Source organism: Bacillus sp. 2175 (assembly GCF_057812155.1).
Genome location: NZ_CM173819.1, coordinates 1,867,425 through 1,883,867, shown reverse-complemented (window position 1 = coordinate 1,883,867; position 16,443 = coordinate 1,867,425). Strand labels below are relative to the sequence as shown.

General features: G+C 36.8%; 15 protein-coding genes. 4 read left to right on the top strand and 11 right to left on the bottom strand.

Annotated features, from left to right (window positions below; all coding sequences use genetic code 11):
- Nucleotides 1–37 precede the first annotated feature (37 nt).
- The 3 genes from ACXKY9_RS10150 to ACXKY9_RS10140 are packed head-to-tail and all read left to right on the top strand — an operon-like array spanning nucleotide 38 to nucleotide 2,635.
- Nucleotides 38–1,462, top strand: coding sequence for a uroporphyrin-III C-methyltransferase (locus ACXKY9_RS10150; protein WP_001014978.1), 1,425 nt, complete (start codon nucleotides 38–40; stop codon nucleotides 1,460–1,462).
- Nucleotides 1,459–2,169, top strand: coding sequence for a sirohydrochlorin chelatase (locus ACXKY9_RS10145; protein WP_000676479.1), 711 nt, complete (start codon nucleotides 1,459–1,461; stop codon nucleotides 2,167–2,169). Before ACXKY9_RS10150 ends, ACXKY9_RS10145 begins: the two co-directional genes overlap by 4 nt.
- A complete protein-coding gene (locus ACXKY9_RS10140) occupies nucleotides 2,162–2,635 on the top strand; it encodes a precorrin-2 dehydrogenase (protein WP_000282595.1) in 474 nt (157 codons plus the stop codon). The genes ACXKY9_RS10145 and ACXKY9_RS10140 overlap by 8 nt, the downstream gene beginning before the upstream one ends.
- Before the next feature lie 190 nt (nucleotides 2,636–2,825).
- Here ACXKY9_RS10140 and ACXKY9_RS10135 read toward each other — a convergent pair whose 3' ends face one another.
- The 7 genes from ACXKY9_RS10135 to moaA all read right to left on the bottom strand — a co-directional run bounded on the left by ACXKY9_RS10135 (nucleotide 2,826) and on the right by moaA (nucleotide 8,840).
- Complete coding sequence (locus ACXKY9_RS10135) at nucleotides 2,826–3,203, bottom strand: STAS/SEC14 domain-containing protein (protein WP_000043362.1); 378 nt, start codon at nucleotides 3,201–3,203, stop codon at nucleotides 2,826–2,828.
- Nucleotides 3,204–3,515: 312 nt separating this feature from the next.
- Entirely contained in the window at nucleotides 3,516–4,685 is a 1,170-nt protein-coding gene (gene narK, locus ACXKY9_RS10130) for a nitrate transporter NarK (RefSeq protein WP_000841857.1), read from the bottom strand.
- Between the two features lie 80 nt (nucleotides 4,686–4,765).
- Nucleotides 4,766–4,999, bottom strand: coding sequence for a molybdopterin converting factor subunit 1 (gene moaD, locus ACXKY9_RS10125; RefSeq protein WP_000573683.1), 234 nt, complete (start codon nucleotides 4,997–4,999; stop codon nucleotides 4,766–4,768).
- A complete protein-coding gene (locus tag ACXKY9_RS10120) occupies nucleotides 4,996–5,418 on the bottom strand; it encodes a molybdenum cofactor biosynthesis protein MoaE (protein ID WP_000616827.1) in 423 nt (140 codons plus the stop codon). Before ACXKY9_RS10120 ends, moaD begins: the two co-directional genes overlap by 4 nt.
- Nucleotides 5,419–5,462: 44 nt before the next feature.
- A complete protein-coding gene (locus ACXKY9_RS10115) occupies nucleotides 5,463–6,752 on the bottom strand; it encodes a molybdopterin molybdotransferase MoeA (protein ID WP_000884821.1) in 1,290 nt (429 codons plus the stop codon).
- 43 nt (nucleotides 6,753–6,795) lie between these two features.
- Nucleotides 6,796–7,809, bottom strand: coding sequence for a molybdopterin-synthase adenylyltransferase MoeB (locus tag ACXKY9_RS10110; RefSeq protein ID WP_001158130.1), 1,014 nt, complete (start codon nucleotides 7,807–7,809; stop codon nucleotides 6,796–6,798).
- A 17-nt stretch (nucleotides 7,810–7,826) separates the two neighbouring features.
- Nucleotides 7,827–8,840, bottom strand: coding sequence for a GTP 3',8-cyclase MoaA (gene moaA / locus ACXKY9_RS10105; protein ID WP_000545028.1), 1,014 nt, complete (start codon nucleotides 8,838–8,840; stop codon nucleotides 7,827–7,829).
- Nucleotides 8,841–9,117: 277 nt separating this feature from the next.
- Here moaA and ACXKY9_RS10100 point away from each other — a divergent pair, with 277 nt between their 5' ends.
- A complete protein-coding gene (locus tag ACXKY9_RS10100; protein WP_000013866.1) occupies nucleotides 9,118–9,810 on the top strand; it encodes a Crp/Fnr family transcriptional regulator in 693 nt (230 codons plus the stop codon).
- Between the two features lie 136 nt (nucleotides 9,811–9,946).
- On the opposite strand, the gene narI is transcribed toward ACXKY9_RS10100, so the two are convergent.
- The 4 genes from narI to ACXKY9_RS10080 are packed head-to-tail and all read right to left on the bottom strand — an operon-like array spanning nucleotide 9,947 to nucleotide 16,352.
- Nucleotides 9,947–10,636: a respiratory nitrate reductase subunit gamma gene (gene narI, locus ACXKY9_RS10095; RefSeq protein WP_000969223.1), complete on the bottom strand. Its 690-nt coding sequence runs from the start codon at nucleotides 10,634–10,636 to the stop codon at nucleotides 9,947–9,949.
- Between the two features lie 17 nt (nucleotides 10,637–10,653).
- Nucleotides 10,654–11,184 carry a nitrate reductase molybdenum cofactor assembly chaperone gene (narJ, locus tag ACXKY9_RS10090; protein WP_001249921.1) on the bottom strand — a complete coding sequence of 177 codons (531 nt, stop codon included), beginning with the start codon at nucleotides 11,182–11,184 and terminating at the stop codon, nucleotides 10,654–10,656.
- Between the two features lie 19 nt (nucleotides 11,185–11,203).
- Complete coding sequence (narH, locus tag ACXKY9_RS10085; RefSeq protein ID WP_000692704.1) at nucleotides 11,204–12,679, bottom strand: nitrate reductase subunit beta; 1,476 nt, start codon at nucleotides 12,677–12,679, stop codon at nucleotides 11,204–11,206.
- On the bottom strand, nucleotides 12,669–16,352 hold the full coding sequence (locus tag ACXKY9_RS10080; RefSeq protein ID WP_000730783.1) for a nitrate reductase subunit alpha: 3,684 nt from the start codon (nucleotides 16,350–16,352) through the stop codon (nucleotides 12,669–12,671). Before ACXKY9_RS10080 ends, narH begins: the two co-directional genes overlap by 11 nt.
- Nucleotides 16,353–16,443: the final 91 nt, after the last annotated feature.

Below are 16,443 nucleotides of genomic sequence, written 5' to 3'. Positions count from 1 at the left end.
TGGCTTCCTTTTAAATAAAAATAGACGAGGTGCGAATATGAACGGATATGTATATTTAGTTGGTGCAGGACCAGGTGATGAAGGGCTTATTACAAAAAAAGCGATGGAGTGCTTAAATCGTGCAGATATCGTCTTATATGACCGCTTATTAAACCCTTCCTTTCTTAATTATACAAAAGAAACATGTGAACTTATTTATTGCGGAAAAATGCCAAAGAATCATACTATGCGTCAAGAAATGATTAACGCACACCTCCTTCAATTTGCGAAAGAAGGAAAAATCGTAGTCCGCTTAAAAGGCGGAGATCCATCTATTTTTGGCCGTGTTGGTGAAGAAGCAGAAACTTTAGCATCAGCAAATATTCCATATGAAATTGTACCAGGTATTACATCTAGCATCGCCGCTAGTATCTATGCAGGTATTCCCCTCACCCACCGTGACTACAGTAATAGCGTCACTTTATTAACCGGACATGCAAAAGGTCCTTTAACCGACCATGGAAAATATAATTCATCTCACAATAGCGACACAATTGCCTACTACATGGGTATAGAAAACTTACCTACAATTTGTGAAAACTTACTACAAGCAGAAAAAAAAGAAGATACGCCAGTAGCAGTCATTGAATGGGGTACAACTGGTAAACAGCGCGTTGTCACAGGGACACTGTCTACCATTGTTTCTATTGTCAAAAACGAAAATATTTCTAATCCTTCTATGACAATTATTGGTGATGTCGTTTCCTTACGGGATCAGATCGCTTGGAAAGAACGTAAACCATTACACGAGAAAAAAGTTTTATTTGCATCTGCAACGAATAAAACAAGTTCAATGAAGCAAAAGTTACAAGAAGCCGGTGCAGAAATATATCAAATTCCTACTTTCAAAAAGGTAGAATACACATTAACACTTGAACAAATCAATGAAATTTTTAACGTTAATCGTCTTGTTTTTTGTTCAGCTGAAAGTGTAGAAATATTGATGCAATCATGTAGTAAACACCAAAAAGATATTCGTTCTTTACAAGCGCAACTACAACATATGAACGTTGCCACTCAAGAAAAACTTATGCAATATGGGCTACTAAGTAAACAAGCAGAGTTCTCTTCCAATACAACAGTTTATTTAGGACGAAACATTAACCGAATTGCTGTTATTCAAGAAAAAATTGGTGCTGGTTCCTATATGATGACTCATGAGTACACAATTGATCATCGCTTCGATGAAATTCATTCACGTATGCTTTCTGAATTCTCATGGGATAGCATTGTATTTGAAGGTCGTGCTTCTATTGATACGTTTCTAGCAGAAATAAAACGCCTTGGCTTTATCAATATTCTTACTCTCCCATTCTCGTATACCGACGTTCCAACTTTATACTATGCAAATAAAGTTGGGTTTCATAACGTAGATCATCAATTACAAGAAACTCTTATGAAGAAAGACATGGTGAGACAATGAAAGGAATTGTATATGTTGGACATGGGAGCCGGCTACAAGAAGGTAATGAACAATTCATTCAATTTATTCAATCTGTTATGAAAGAGCGAAACGAAAGAATTCAAAAAATAGCTTTTCTAGAACTAACGACACCTACTATTTCGGATGCAGTTACAGAAACGATAATAGAGGGAGTAACTGAAATAATGATTGTACCTGTTTTATTATTTGCAGCAGCTCACTACAAACGTGATGTTCCTTTTGAAATAGAACAACTACAAAAGAAATATCCACAAATAACATTTTCAGTTGTACCTCCTTTTAGTACACATCCACATATGGTGGAACTTGTAGTGAAAAGAATACGTGAAGCTATGCCAATGCAAAATAGTAGTATTTTACTCGTAGGACGAGGCAGTAGTGATACACAACCGATACATGAGTTACAACAAATCGGAGCAGCCATCGAACGAAAACTTGGTATGCCAGTATCCTGTTCCTTTTTAACGAAAGGAACTCCCTCTTTTGCTGTTGAGCTCAAGGATATAACATCGACTGCGTCCCATGTATATGTCATGCCATACCTTCTCTTTACCGGATTATTACTTCAAAAAATTGAATTGCATACAAAAAAATACAATCATGTTACGACTTGTAACTGTCTTCAGTTTGATACATATATGAAACTAACATTGTTAGAACGAATGGAGGAATGCATATATGTATAACATGTACCCTCTTATGTTTAATCTACAAAATAAAGTGGTTGTTATCATTGGTGGAGGTAAAATTGCATATCGAAAAGCGTCTGGATTAAAAGATACAGGCGCTTTCGTCACTGTTGTCAGCCCAGAAATTTGCGAGGAAATGAAGGAACTTTCTTATATTACTTGGAAGCAAAAAGCTTTTAGTAATGATGATATTAAAGATGCTCACCTTATTTATGCAGCTACAAATCAACACGCTGTAAATATGATGGTCAAACAGGCCGCTCATGATTTCCAGTGGGTTAACGTTGTAAGTGATGGTACAGAATCATCTTTTCACACACCTGGCGTTATAAGAAATAATGAATATGTTGTCACTATTTCAACTTCTGGTAAAGATCCATCATTTACGAAGCGTTTGAAGCAAGAACTAACATCTATATTGCCTAAACTTATAAAAAAGATTTCTCGTACACATAAATTGTAATCTATTTCTTAGTTAAAATAGTAATTACCTTTGGACAAACGTTTTTTAGGGGACGTTTGTTCTTTTTGTTGTAGTTCCGTTCTTTTATTTCACAAGCAATCTATGAAGAAAATAAATGGTGTTTGCAACTTGTAAACAAATAAATTTCATGACAAGTGTAACATTACGAGCAACTCTTTCTATTCAGTTTTTATATTGGATATTCATTCAACCAAATTAGCGCTTGTTCATAATCATCAAAAAACTCCACGGATTCTTTTGTATTGGATTGTTGCAAATACTTCAGTATCTCTCCTTCTTCAAGAAGAAATGCAATTGCCTTACTATGATTCAAAATGGTTTCATTGAAGAACTTATCTTTCCATACTTTTTGAACAGAAAAATGATTTGGGGTATACCCTTTTCTATCCACCAACAATTTGTATTTCCGACCCTCAGAAATAAATTGCTGACAAACCTGCTCAAAATCATTAAACCATTCATACACATCCTCTGTATTAATCTGGCCAATTAGATGGGTAACAATCAAATCTCCTGAAACTATTGTGCTGATATTCTGTTTACTCAACTTTTAATCATCTCCCTTAGTGGCAATTATGCATAAAATTCTTACTTGACACTCCCACCCCATCGCTATCACCCTAAGCTCATATAACTTTAATTATAAGCGAGATTGTGTCTTTTTTCGCAAGTCTATATGTAAATACTTTAAAGATTTCCTTAACTAATCTGCCCTTTAATTGAATAACTTTTGACATCTTCATTTTAAAAGCACATTCTTATAGAAAATAAGCGTTTATTGAGAGATCAATAAAAACATGTTGAAGCCTATTACTAAAAGAACCATCCCAAAATACTTTGGGATGGTTCTTTTTCCTTATTAATGATTCTTTAACATCACTAACAGCTTTTCTTGACTATACATCCACACTGTAATGATTAAACAAGCAAGTGCGACTTCTGATAATGCCATAAATCCAATTGCATAATGGCCTGTTAGTTGGAATAGTAATGTTAAAATTAGGGGCGGGAAGAACCCTCCTAGTCCACCTAAAGCTGAAACGAGTCCATTTACAATACCTGCTTGTTCTGAGAAGTACATTGGAACGAGTTTAAAGATTGTACCATTACCAATGCCTGCACAAAATGCGACTAGTAAGCAACCAAATGTATACACGTTCATACTAGGCATGAATGATAAAATAATACCTGAAAGTGTTAAACCGATAAATACGAAGATTAATATTTTAAATGGATTAAACTTATCGCCGAGCCAACCACCAATCGGACGCATAATTGTTGCGAGTACGATGAATCCTGCAGTTCGCATACCAGCATCTACTTTCTCTAATCCGAAGTGAGATACTAAAAAGTTTGGTAAGTATACTGTAAATGCGACAAATGATCCGAATGTTAAAAAGTAAAAGATACATAAAAACCAAAGTTTCTCATTTTTATATACACCTTTTATTTGTTCCATTAATGGTGTATTCACCTTTTTCTCCTTACGATCACCTAATAAAAAGTTCATAAGTGCAAATGCTGCAAGTAAAACTAAATAACATTGTACTGTCGTTCTCCAGCCAACTGAAGTTGCGATAACAGGCGCTAAAAATGAAGTAATTGCTGTTCCGGCGTTACCGACACCGTAAATACCATTTACAAAACCATGACTCTCTTTCGGAAAGTATTTTGGTAAAGAAGTTACTCCTACAGAGAATACAGCACCACCGATTCCTACAAATAATCCACCAATAATTAAATCCATCATAGAATTGGCAACACTAATATAAAAGACAGGAAGTAATAATAGAATAAAACTAATAAAGAATAATTTTCTTGCTCCGAAACGATTTGTCCAATAACCAATTGGAATGCGAAGAACAGAACCTAAAATAACGGGTACTGCTGTGACCATAGAAATTTGCCCCGCAGTTAATGGGATATCCACTTTAATATAAGGCATTAATGATGATAAAATGACCCATACCATAAAACCTATAATTAGATTAGAAGTTTGTAAACTTAATTGAAAATTAGGACTTTTCATCCTGTTCCCTCCTATGTATGCATAGTTATATTCATTCTCTCCAGCCTAATCACGTCGTAACATGATTAGGTCGAAAAGAATCAACCACCACTTACTGGCGGAATCATCGCCACAGTATCACCAGTTTGAATGACGTCATTCTCATTTGCATACTCTTCATTTATAGCTACCATGATTTCATTTGAAATCGCTACGTTGTATTTCTTAATGAGTACCTTCTTTAGTTCAGCAACTGTAATATTTTCACAATCGATTTGTAATGCTGGCTTACTTACTTCTTCTTGTAAATGTGCAAATAATAGTACTTCAATCATATTCTCATCTCCTCTTCAGGTTCACCATCTTCCCAAAATTCTTTCTTCCAAATTGGAACGATTTGTTTTATACGCTCCATAATATATTCGTTCGCCTCATATGCAGCTTTCCGGTGTGGTGTAGAAACAGCGACGACAACAGCAAGATCAGAAATTTGTAATGTACCAATGCGATGTGTAATGGCGACAAATGTCCCAGGCCACCTCTCTCCTAATTCAGTACCAATTCTCTCAAGTTGTTTTTCTGCCATTGTTTTATATGCTACATACTCTAAATGTAGCGTACGACGCCCTTTCGTAAATTCTCTAACAGTACCAACGAAAGTAGTAACTGCGCCACACTCACGACGAATTACTTTGTTTGTAACTTCCTCAATTGAAATAGGTGTATCAATTACTTCATAATACGTTTGTATCATTTTGCACCTCTTATCTTTGTATAAGTTAGTAATCTATTTTTCTATTATTTGTATGATCGAAGTGGTTCTTCCCACGGCCACTCACTTCCAGCGTTTGATTCTAATAACAGTACGGAAACAGTTATTCCTGCTTCAAATCCTCTCGTTCCTCCTGGCAGGACGATAAATGCGTTCGCCTCTGCAAGTGAAGAAATTGCACTAGATTTATCTAAACCAACTGGTATAGCTTGCAATTGACTATCTACAAATTCCACTCTCCCTCTTACAAAACGAGTAAACGGATTTGCTTTCGAAAAGTCTTTTTGTAAAATTGCTTCTGCACGATAAATGTGTGGATCTTTCCTATGCAAATATGTTCCAATGACTGGTCGAACATATAACTCACATCCGACATAACAAGCAGAAGGATTACCAGATAAACCAAATAGTAGTTTTCCTTCTACCTCAGCTACAGTTGTCACACTTCCTGGTCGCATCGCTATTTTGTTAAAAAGTACATTAGCTTGTAACCTCTTATGAATAGCAGGTAAATAGTCATAATCTCCTACCGAAACGCCACCAGTTGTAATTAAAATATCGACTTCTTTCATCGCTTTTTTTACAGTGTTATAACACGTCTCTAAATCGTCAGCGAATTGCCCATAATACTGTACAACTCCGCCGGCTCGTTCAATTTGAGCAGCAATCATATAAGAGTTACTATTTCGAATCTTCCCTAGCTTTAATTGTTCATGTACTTCAAGCAGTTCGCTTCCTGTTGTTACAATTCCAATAACCGGCTGTTTTATAACATGTACGGAACTATAACCAAACGTAGCAAGAAGCGCTGCTACTCCAGGATTAATAACAGTCCCTTTTTTCACAAGGATGCTATTTTGGTTTACATCTTCTCCTTTAAAAGAAATGTTATCGCTAGAAGAGAAAGAGCGTTTTAATACCATATAAATCTTTTCATTTTCTTCAAATCCTTCCGTTAGCTCTAACATAACAACCACATTACACCCTTCCGGAATTGCGGCACCTGTCATAATACGGACAGCTTGAAATTCTTTCACTTCTTCTGTAAAAACAAAGCCTGCTCCAATTTCGCCAATTACTTCAAATTGAATGGGGTTACTACTACTCGCTTCTTTTGTATCTTCCGCTCGAATCGCAAACCCGTCGTACGGAGAGCGATCAAAATGCGGAACATCATGATCTGCAATAACATCTTCTCCAAGTGTTCTACCGTAGCTTTCTATAAGAGAAACCTTTTCCATTTCACCTTGGTAGGCATATTTCATTACACGAGCAACTGCTTCTGCTACTGGAATTGGTATACGTTTATCTAACATTCTTTTTCACCTCATTTTAATAAGGAAAAAACGATTTTTCTGTTCATCCTATATATTTGGCGTATAATCGTTTTGCTATTTTCACATCATTTGTCCCATGAATAAATGCCCTACCGTCTATAAATAAAACAAAACGATATTCATCAACTAGAAATGATAGTAAGTAAGGCGTTTTTTTGACATGTACACTTTTTTGTAATCGTTTTTGAATTTCGGTTAAATTAAGATTTCTCTTTATTCCTGAACGGATTTGAACTGTATTCCGTCCGCATAACACTTCCGTTTTCATTTGCGCTTCAAATATTAAGCTTGGATACGTTCGTGATTTCCCACAAGAAGGACATGTACTTTTCTTCTGTCTATTTACTTTTAATGAGAGATATTGATTGTTCCAAATATCAAATGACAACATCGTCCCTCTTAATGATTCATAATCACCCACCAATATTTTCATCGCCTCTGTAACTTGGTGAGCAACGACCATTTGTACAGCTGGCTGAATGATTCCGGCTGTATCGCATGTTGCACCGCCCATAGGATGATCCATTAGACAGCGAAAACATGGTGTTTTCCCAGGAAGAATTGTATACGTTACACCGTAACTCCCAATACATCCGCCATATATCCAAGGTATATTTTCTTTTTGTGAAATGTCATTTATAAGTAGACGCGTATCGAAATTGTCAGTCGCATCTAATATGAGATCCACATCTTTTGTTAACTCTTCTATTTCTCGCATTGTGACATCTGTTACAACTGGTACAATTTCCACTTCAGAATTAATCTTTCTTACATGTTCTGCTGCTGCAATTGCTTTTGGTTTACACTGCTGCGCATCTTCTTCTGTATATAACTGCTGCCGCTGTAAATTACTCCATTCGACGTAGTCACGATCAGCAATTGTCAATTTCCCAATTCCCATCCTAGCAAGTGCTTCTGCATTCGCAGCTCCTAGCGCACCCGCACCGATTAGGAGCACATGCTTTTCTCTTATTTTTCTTTGTCCCATTTCACCAATTCCAGAAAACAACACTTGTCTTGAATAACGCTCTTGCATAAGAAATCCTCCTTTCACTATCCACCAATGTAAGACATTTCAACTTTTGGACGTTTACTTGTATTCTCAACTGTTCTTTCATCTGAATATCGATCTGTTCTATATCGCCATGTATCATTTAAAATTTTTAATAGTGATGCATCAGAAATATTTTCTCGAAGAAGCGTTCGCAAATCCGTTCCTTTCGCTCCAAATAGGCATGTGAAAAACTTGCCGTCTGCCGAAATACGAGCTCTCGTACAAGAAAAACAAAATGACTCAGAAACAGAAGTAATAAATCCAACTTCTGCATTACTCCCTACATATCGATACAATTTCGCAACCTCTCCAAAATAACGAGGCTGAGCGGGCTCAATTGGATATACACGATTAATTTTCTCTATTAATTGTTCCTTCGTAATGACTTCTTCAAAATTCCATCCGTTTGTACTGCCTACATCCATAAACTCAATGAAACGGAGCTGAATTTCTTTTTCTTTAAAATAACGAGCCATATGAAGAATTTGACTATCATTCATCCCTTTTTTTACGACCATATTTACCTTTACTTCTAATCCAGCAGCATTTGCTGCTTCTATTCCTTTCAGTACAGGTTTTGTACTTACATTTCTTCCGTTAATTTTTTTGAAGACATGGTCCTCTATCGCATCTAAACTAATATTTACACGTTTTAATCCCGCGTCTTTTAGCGCCTTAGCTTGTTTTGCTAAATGAATTCCGTTTGTTGTGAGTCCAATATCTTTTAAGCCTTCTAGATTTGTAAGTCTTGCAATTAACTTCGGTAAGTCTTTACGCAATAAAGGTTCACCGCCAGTAAGCCTAATTTTATTAACTCCCATACTTATAAATAATCTCGCTAACCTTTCTATTTCATTAAATGTTAATAAACACTCTTCCTGTAAAAAAGCATAATCAGGTCCGAACACTTCAGCAGGCATACAATATGTGCACCTAAAATTACAACGATCAATAACTGAAATGCGTAAATCTTGAAGTGGCCGCTTTAAAGAATCTTTCATATTCTCGTGCATCTCTATCCCTTCTTTTCTGCTGCAATCCTTAGTAAGCTTTCATTTTTTTATTTGCCTTCATTATAAAAAAGAAGCTACATATTCAATGTGACTTTTCTCACATCACTTTCCCCATTCAAAAAATTTTCACAAATCCGTTCGCATTTTGTTCACATCTTTAGCCACTCCTCCTTACGGTCATTGAAATTTCAATTTATTTTTAAATAGCTCTTGCATTTTCATCATACTTACACTCAAAATAGGAAATGTATTGCTTATAAGAAGAAAGGTGATCACTGTGGCAAACAGTATGACATTATCTCAAGATTTAAAAGAATTACTTGCATCTGTTGAATATAAAATGCAGATAAAAAAAGGTAGTTTTATTTTTCAAGAAGGTATGGAGGCAACAGAACTCTATATCATTCACTCAGGGAAAGTACAAATTAGTAAACTTAGTGCTGACGGACAAGAATTAACACTTCGAATTTGTTCGGAATATGACATTATTGGAGAATTAACATTGTTCACGGATAATGCAAAATATTTATTAAACTCAAAATGTCTTGAAGATGTTGAAGTAGGTGTAATAAAACGTGAAGCGTTAGAAAAAGCATTACTCCAAAAACCCGCTCTTGTATTTGAATTTATGAAATGGATTAGTGAACATTTAAGAAGAATGCAAACGAAGTTCCGAGATTTAGTATTACACGGCAAAAAAGGTGCCCTGTACTCTACTCTTATACGAATGACAAATAGTTACGGTGTATTAAAAGAAAATGGTATTCTCATCGATTTACCATTAACGAATCAAGAACTCGCTAATTTCTGTGCAACTTCACGTGAAAGTGTAAATCGAATGTTAAATGAATTAAAAAAGCAAGGTACAATTTCAATTCATAAAGGAAAGATTACAATCCACGATTTACAATTTTTAAAATGTGAAATTGCTTGTGAAGATTGCTCTGCTTCTGTTTGTAGCATTGATTAGCATCTTATTTAGATGCTAATCTTTTTTCAATTTAAACTACTTATTAACGTTTATTGCCTATGTAAACAAAAACGAGGCCTTCCATATTAGACCTCGTTTCGTTTTAACCATTAGCTCCTATCCGTTTACAGCAGTATTATTTTTTCAACTCATTAGGAATACGTCTTCTGTAAATCACATAACTACGGCTTACATATTTAATTGGGGCACTAAATACATGTACAAGTCTTGTAAATGGCCACACTGCGAAAAGCCCCATCCCTGCGAGAATGTGAATTTTAAACCATATTGGTACTTCCATCATATATTCAACTTTCGGTTGGAAAATAAAGAGACTTCGGAACCAAGGGCCAATCGTTGTACGATAATCAAATCCTTTTGAATCGATATTTAAAAATGTTGAAGAAAGTCCTGCTAGCATTACGATAAGTAATAAAATAAGCGCAATATAATCTCCCTTTGTACTCGTTGCAATGATACGTTTTACAGTTACGCGGCGGTACGTTAATATAATTAAACCGATAATAGAAGCAACACCTGCCGGAAGCCCGAAACTAATTGCTACTACATGGTACACATGCTCAGAAATACCTACTGAACGGTATACAGCTTCTGGAATTAAAATCCCCATAACATGACCGCCAATTACGAACATGATCCCAAAGTGAAATAATAGACTTCCGAGTCGGAGCATTTTCTTTTCTAATAGTTCACTAGATTTTGATGTCCATCCAAATTGATCATAGTTGTATCTAAAAATATGTCCACCGATAAAGATTGCAAAAATGATATAGGGAAACAATACCCAAAGAAATTGATCCATCATTTTGACAACGCTCCTTTCTAATTTGTCTGTACACCCCATGTTTCGATAGCGAGTAGCACAGACGCAAGAATTGGTTCATACATACTACCCGCTTCTTTTAATTGAACGTGTAATGCTTGTATATTTTCCGTGTATTTACTCATAATTGGTTCACTGTCTTGCTCATTTGCATTTGCAAAAAACTCAAGTAAAAGTGGTAAATAGTCAGGTAGTTCTTTATCTGTTACGCTAAAACCTGATTTTTTATAATGTTGTTTTAACTCTAGTAATTCAATACCTCTTTCTCTTTGTTCACCAGTGTTCATATAAGTAAGATACATATTTGTTTTCTTACCAAAATCAAATGTATATACGTAACTATCAATGAGTTGATCATTCGTTTTATCTAGCACTTGCTTTATAAAGGCTGTAAGTGAAGCTTTAACGTCTTCCTGTTCTATTGTTTTAACCTCTTCTTGCAATTCAGTTAAAGCTTCTCTCCACCCTAGTTCAGGATAGGAGAGAAGAAAAGAAGAACAAGAAAAAGCTGTTTGTAAACTTTGTCTCATAATTTTCTGCCCCCTTTATTTAAGAAATTGTCATACAAGAGCCTGGACCACCTGTGAATGATAAACCACAGCTTCCTTGTTCGCTATATAAATCTGCCACTTGTTCACGGTGAGATGTCGGGATAACGAAGCGATCTTTATATTTCGCGATGGCAAGAAGACGATACATATCTTCTACATCCTGTTTCGTTAAACCAAGTTCTTTTAATACAGCTTCATTTGGCTCTTTATTAATTTGCAGTGCTCTCATATGTGTTCGCATAACAGCCATTTTTTTCAATGTAAGACGAATGTGTGATTCATCCCCTGCAGTGAGTAAATTCGCTAAATATTGAATTGGAATACGCATATTATCAATTGCAGGGAAAACCTCTTCTGCTTGCCAGTTACTACCTTTCCCTTCCACCATGTTCATAATTGGGCTAAGCGGAGGGATATACCAAACCATCGGCATTGTACGATACTCCGGGTGAAGAGGCAGAGCAATTTTCCAATCGATAATCATTTTATAGATAGGTGACTGTTGTGCTGCTTTAATCCATTCTTCAGGAATGCCTTGTTTTTTCGCTTCAGCTGCTATTTCTGGATCATTTGGATCTAGGAAAACAGTAAGCTGAGATTCATATAAATCTTTTTCGTCTTCAACAGAAGCTGCTTCTTTTACTTTGTCAGCGTCATATAGCATTACTCCAATATATCTGATACGTCCTACACATGTTTCTGAACAAATTGTTGGCATACCAGCTTCAATACGTGGGAAGCACATTGTACATTTTTCAGCTTTATTCGTTTGCCAGTTAAAATACACTTTTTTATATGGACAAGATGATACGCAGAATCTCCATGCGCGACATGCATTTTGATCTACAAGAACAATTCCATCTTCTTCACGCTTATACATCGCACCAGATGGACAAGATGATACGCAAGATGGATTCATACAATGTTCACATATGCGTGGTAAATACATCATAAAGACGTTTTCAAAATCTGTTTTAATTTCTTCTTCCATTTTCTTTACGTTTGGATCTTGCAATCCAGTTATATGTCCGCCTGCTAAGTCATCTTCCCAGTTTGGACCCCATTCAATTTTGTCGATAAATTCGCCTGTAATTGCTGATTTCGGACGAGCAACTGGCTGATGCTTACGCTGCGGACTATTTGTTAACGTTTCATAATCATAGTTCCAAGGTTCAAAGTAATCATCAATCGTTGGTTGATCTGGATTGTAGAAAATATTCATAAGACGTTTCATTTTCGAACCGGATTTTAGCTGAATTTCACCATTTTTCAATTCCCAGCCGCCTTTATATTTCTCCTGATCTTCCCATTGTTTCGGATAACCAATACCTGGTTTCGTTTCTACGTTATTGAAATACATATATTCAGCACCTGGACGATTTGTCCAGGTGTTTTTGCATGTTACGCTACAAGTATGACAGCCGATGCATTTATCTAGGTTCATTACCATTCCGACTTGTGCTTTAATCTTCAAGCCAATCTACCTCCTTCAGTTTGCGAATTACAACGTTTAAGTCGCGCTGGTTCCCAGTTGGACCATAATAGTTAAATCCATAACTTAATTGACCATATCCACCAATCATATGTGTCGGTTTTACGTGAATTCGAGTTGGACTATTATGCGTTCCCCCGCGATTACTTGTTAATTTCGTACCAGGTACGTTAATGTGACGATCTTGCGCATGATGCATAAATGCCATTCCTCTCGGTATACGGTGCGTTACAACAGCACGCGCTACAACAACACCGTTACGATTAAAGCACTCAATCCAATCATTATCTGCAACACCCGCTTCAGCAGCGTCCTCTTTATTCATCCAAACAGTTGGACCACCTCTAAATAGCGTTAACATCGGTAATGAATCGAAGTACATACTATGAATCGACCACTTATTATGCGGTGTTAAATAGTTTAATGTAATTTCTTTCCCTTCTACTTCAGGTCGTGATTTACGGAACGGTTTATGTTGCAGAATTGGTTTAAATGTTGCCATCGTTTCACCAAATTCTTTCATCATGTCATGGTCTAAGTAGAAAGATTGTCGACCAGTTATCGTTCTCCAAGGAATGAGACGTTCCACATTTGTTGTAAACGGTGAGTAACGTCGTCCACCTTTTTCTGAACCTGTAAAGGCCGGAGAAGTAATTACTGTTTTCGGTTGTGCTGTAATTTGTTCGAATGTAAAGCATTCTTCTTCACGTTCTTCTGCTAAATCACGTAGTTTTAAATCTGTTTGTTTTTCAAGTGCTTCCCATGCTTTTACTGCCATATGACCGTTTGTTGTAGAAGATAGTGTTAATACCGCTTCAGCAGCATTGATTGCTTCTTTGATGTCTGGACAACCTTTCGCGATAGAATCCGTTCGAACGACTCCTAATTTGCTCTTTAATTGCTCATACTCTTTTTCTGCTGACCAAGAGATCCCTTTCGTACCAATCGGTTGTTTTCCGGCATTTGGTCCAAGCGCAGTCATTTTGTCATAAATCGTTTTATAATCCCTTTCAACAACGTGAATTTGTGGCATCGTCTTACCCGGGATTGGTTCACATTCACCTTTACTCCAATCTTTAATCTTGCCAAGTGGTTGCGCTAATTCTTGCGGTGTATCATGAAGAAGTGGTGTTGCAACAACTTCTTTCATTGGTTCAAGATCAATTTTCTTCGCTAAATCTGACACAGCTTTAGAAAGTGAAGTGAAAATATCCCAGTCAGAGCGCGCTTCCCACGGTGAACCGATTGCCGGATTAAATGGATGTACAAATGGATGCATATCTGTACTGCTTAAATCGTGTTTTTCGTACCAAGTTGAAGCAGGTAAGACGATATCAGAATACAGTGCTGTTCCAGCCATACGGAAATCTAAATTAATGAGTAAATCAAGCTTTCCTTCTGGCGCTTCTTCATGCCACTTTATTTCTTCTGGTCGTAATGAATCACTGTCGTCATTCATTAACCCGTTTGTTGTACCTAATAAATGTTTTAAGAAATATTCATGTCCTTTACCAGAACTCGAAATTAAATTCGCACGCCATACGAATAAGTTTCGCGGGAAGTTGTTTGTGTTATCTGGATCTTCAATCGCAAACTTCAGTTCTTTTTCTTTTAATTTTTGTGCAACATATTTTCCGATTTCTTCTTGCGTTGTTGCACCAGCAGCAACAGCCTCTTTATATAATTCAATTCCATTTTTCTCGAATGTTGGATAAGAAGGTAACCAGCCAAGTCGTGCAGCTAATACGTTGTAATCACCGTGATGTTGATAACGAGAGTTACCTTCAACTGGTGACGCTAAATGTCCAACAGGTGTATCTTCATAACGCCATTGATCTGTTACGAAATAGAAGAAGGATGTACCGTTTTGTAATTTCGGTGGACCTTGCCAATCTTTTGCCATCGCGATTGTTTGCCATCCTTCTGCTGGTCTTAATTTTTCTTGACCAACATAATGAGCCCAACCACCGCCGTTTACACCTTGTGCTCCAACGAGAAGAACAAGATTTAAAACGGCGCGATAAATCGTATCAGAGTTAAACCAATGGTTAATACCCGCTCCGACAATTATCATTGAGCGACCATTCGTATCAACAGCATTTTGTGCGAACTCACGAGCAATTTGAATAATAAGCTCACGTTTTACTCCTGTCATTTTCTCTTGCCATGCAGGTGTAAACGGTATATCATCATTGAAGTCTTTCGGTTCTTGTCCGCCAAGCCCTCGGTTCACACCGTAATTTGCTAACGTTAAGTCGTATACAGTTGTAACGAACATTTCGCCCTCTTCTGTCATAACCTTTTTCACTGGAATCGTACGTTCTAATACTTTGTTTCCATCATCAGAGAAGTACGGAATTTGTACAGTTCCAATCGCTTCTTCCATTCCAAGTAAAGAAAGACGTGGATCAATCTTTTCACCTGTTTCTTCATCTTCTAAACGCAAGTTCCATTTCTTTTCATTATCCCAACGTGACCCCATTGTGCCGTGAGGTGTTGCAAAATCATTCGTATTCTCGTTCCAAAGAACAGGTTTCCATTCCCCTAACTTCGTTTCTCGTCCAATATCAGAAGCATTTAAGAACCGATCAGCAACGAATTGATCTCCTTTTTGTTTCAATGTGACAAAGAAAGGAAAATCAGTATATTGCTTCGCATACTTTGTGAAATATTCCACTTGATTATCTACGTAAAATTCTTGTAAGATTACGTGCCCCATTGCCATCGCAAGTGCACCGTCTGTACCTTGTTTCACACTAATCCAATCATCCGCAAACTTTGTTGATTCAGCGAAATCAGGACTGACAGAAACAACTTTCGTTCCTTTATATCGAACCTCTGCTAAAAAGTGTGCATCTGGTGTTCTCGTCATTGGTACATTTGAACCCCATGTCATAATGTAACCAGAGTTATACCAGTCACTACTTTCTGGTACATCTGTTTGATCACCCCAAATTTGAGGAGAAGCTGGTGGTAAATCCGCATACCAATCATAGAAGCTAAGCATCGGTCCACCCATAAGTTGCATAAAGCGACTACCAGCAGCATGACTTAGCATCGACATAGCTGGAATTGGTGAAAAGCCAACATTTCGGTCTGGACCGTATTTCATTACTGTGTACAGTAATGAAGCTGAAACGAGTTGTAATACTTCATCCCAATTCGCACGAATGAATCCCCCTTTACCACGCGCCTGCTTATACGTACGTGCCTTTTCACGGTTTTCCACAATGCTTTTCCAAGCCTCTAATGGTGACTCGTTATTTTGCAATTCTTCTTGCCACATATTCCAAAGAACACCACGTACATACGGGTATTTCACACGAAGTGGACTATAAATGTACCAAGAAAAACTTGCTCCACGTGGGCATCCTCGCGGTTCAAAATCTGGCATATCAGGACCTGTAGTCGGATAGTTAAGCTCCTGCCCTTCCCAAGTTACAATTCCATCTTTCACATATATATTCCAGCTACATGAACCAGTACAGTTCACGCCGTGTGTAGAACGAATTACTTTATCATGCTGCCAACGCTTTCTGTACACATTTTCCCATTCGCGATCTTCATATGTTTCTTGTGTATGATTATCGTTATAACGATCTATTGGTGAAAAATATTTTAAACGTCTCATTAGTGCTGAAGTTTTTTTCTTCATACTGTTCACTCCTCGTATAGTATGTTTAAACTTAATTTTTTTACTTTCATGAGAGACCTGTAAAATAACTCTTGGACGTCTCAAGATATTT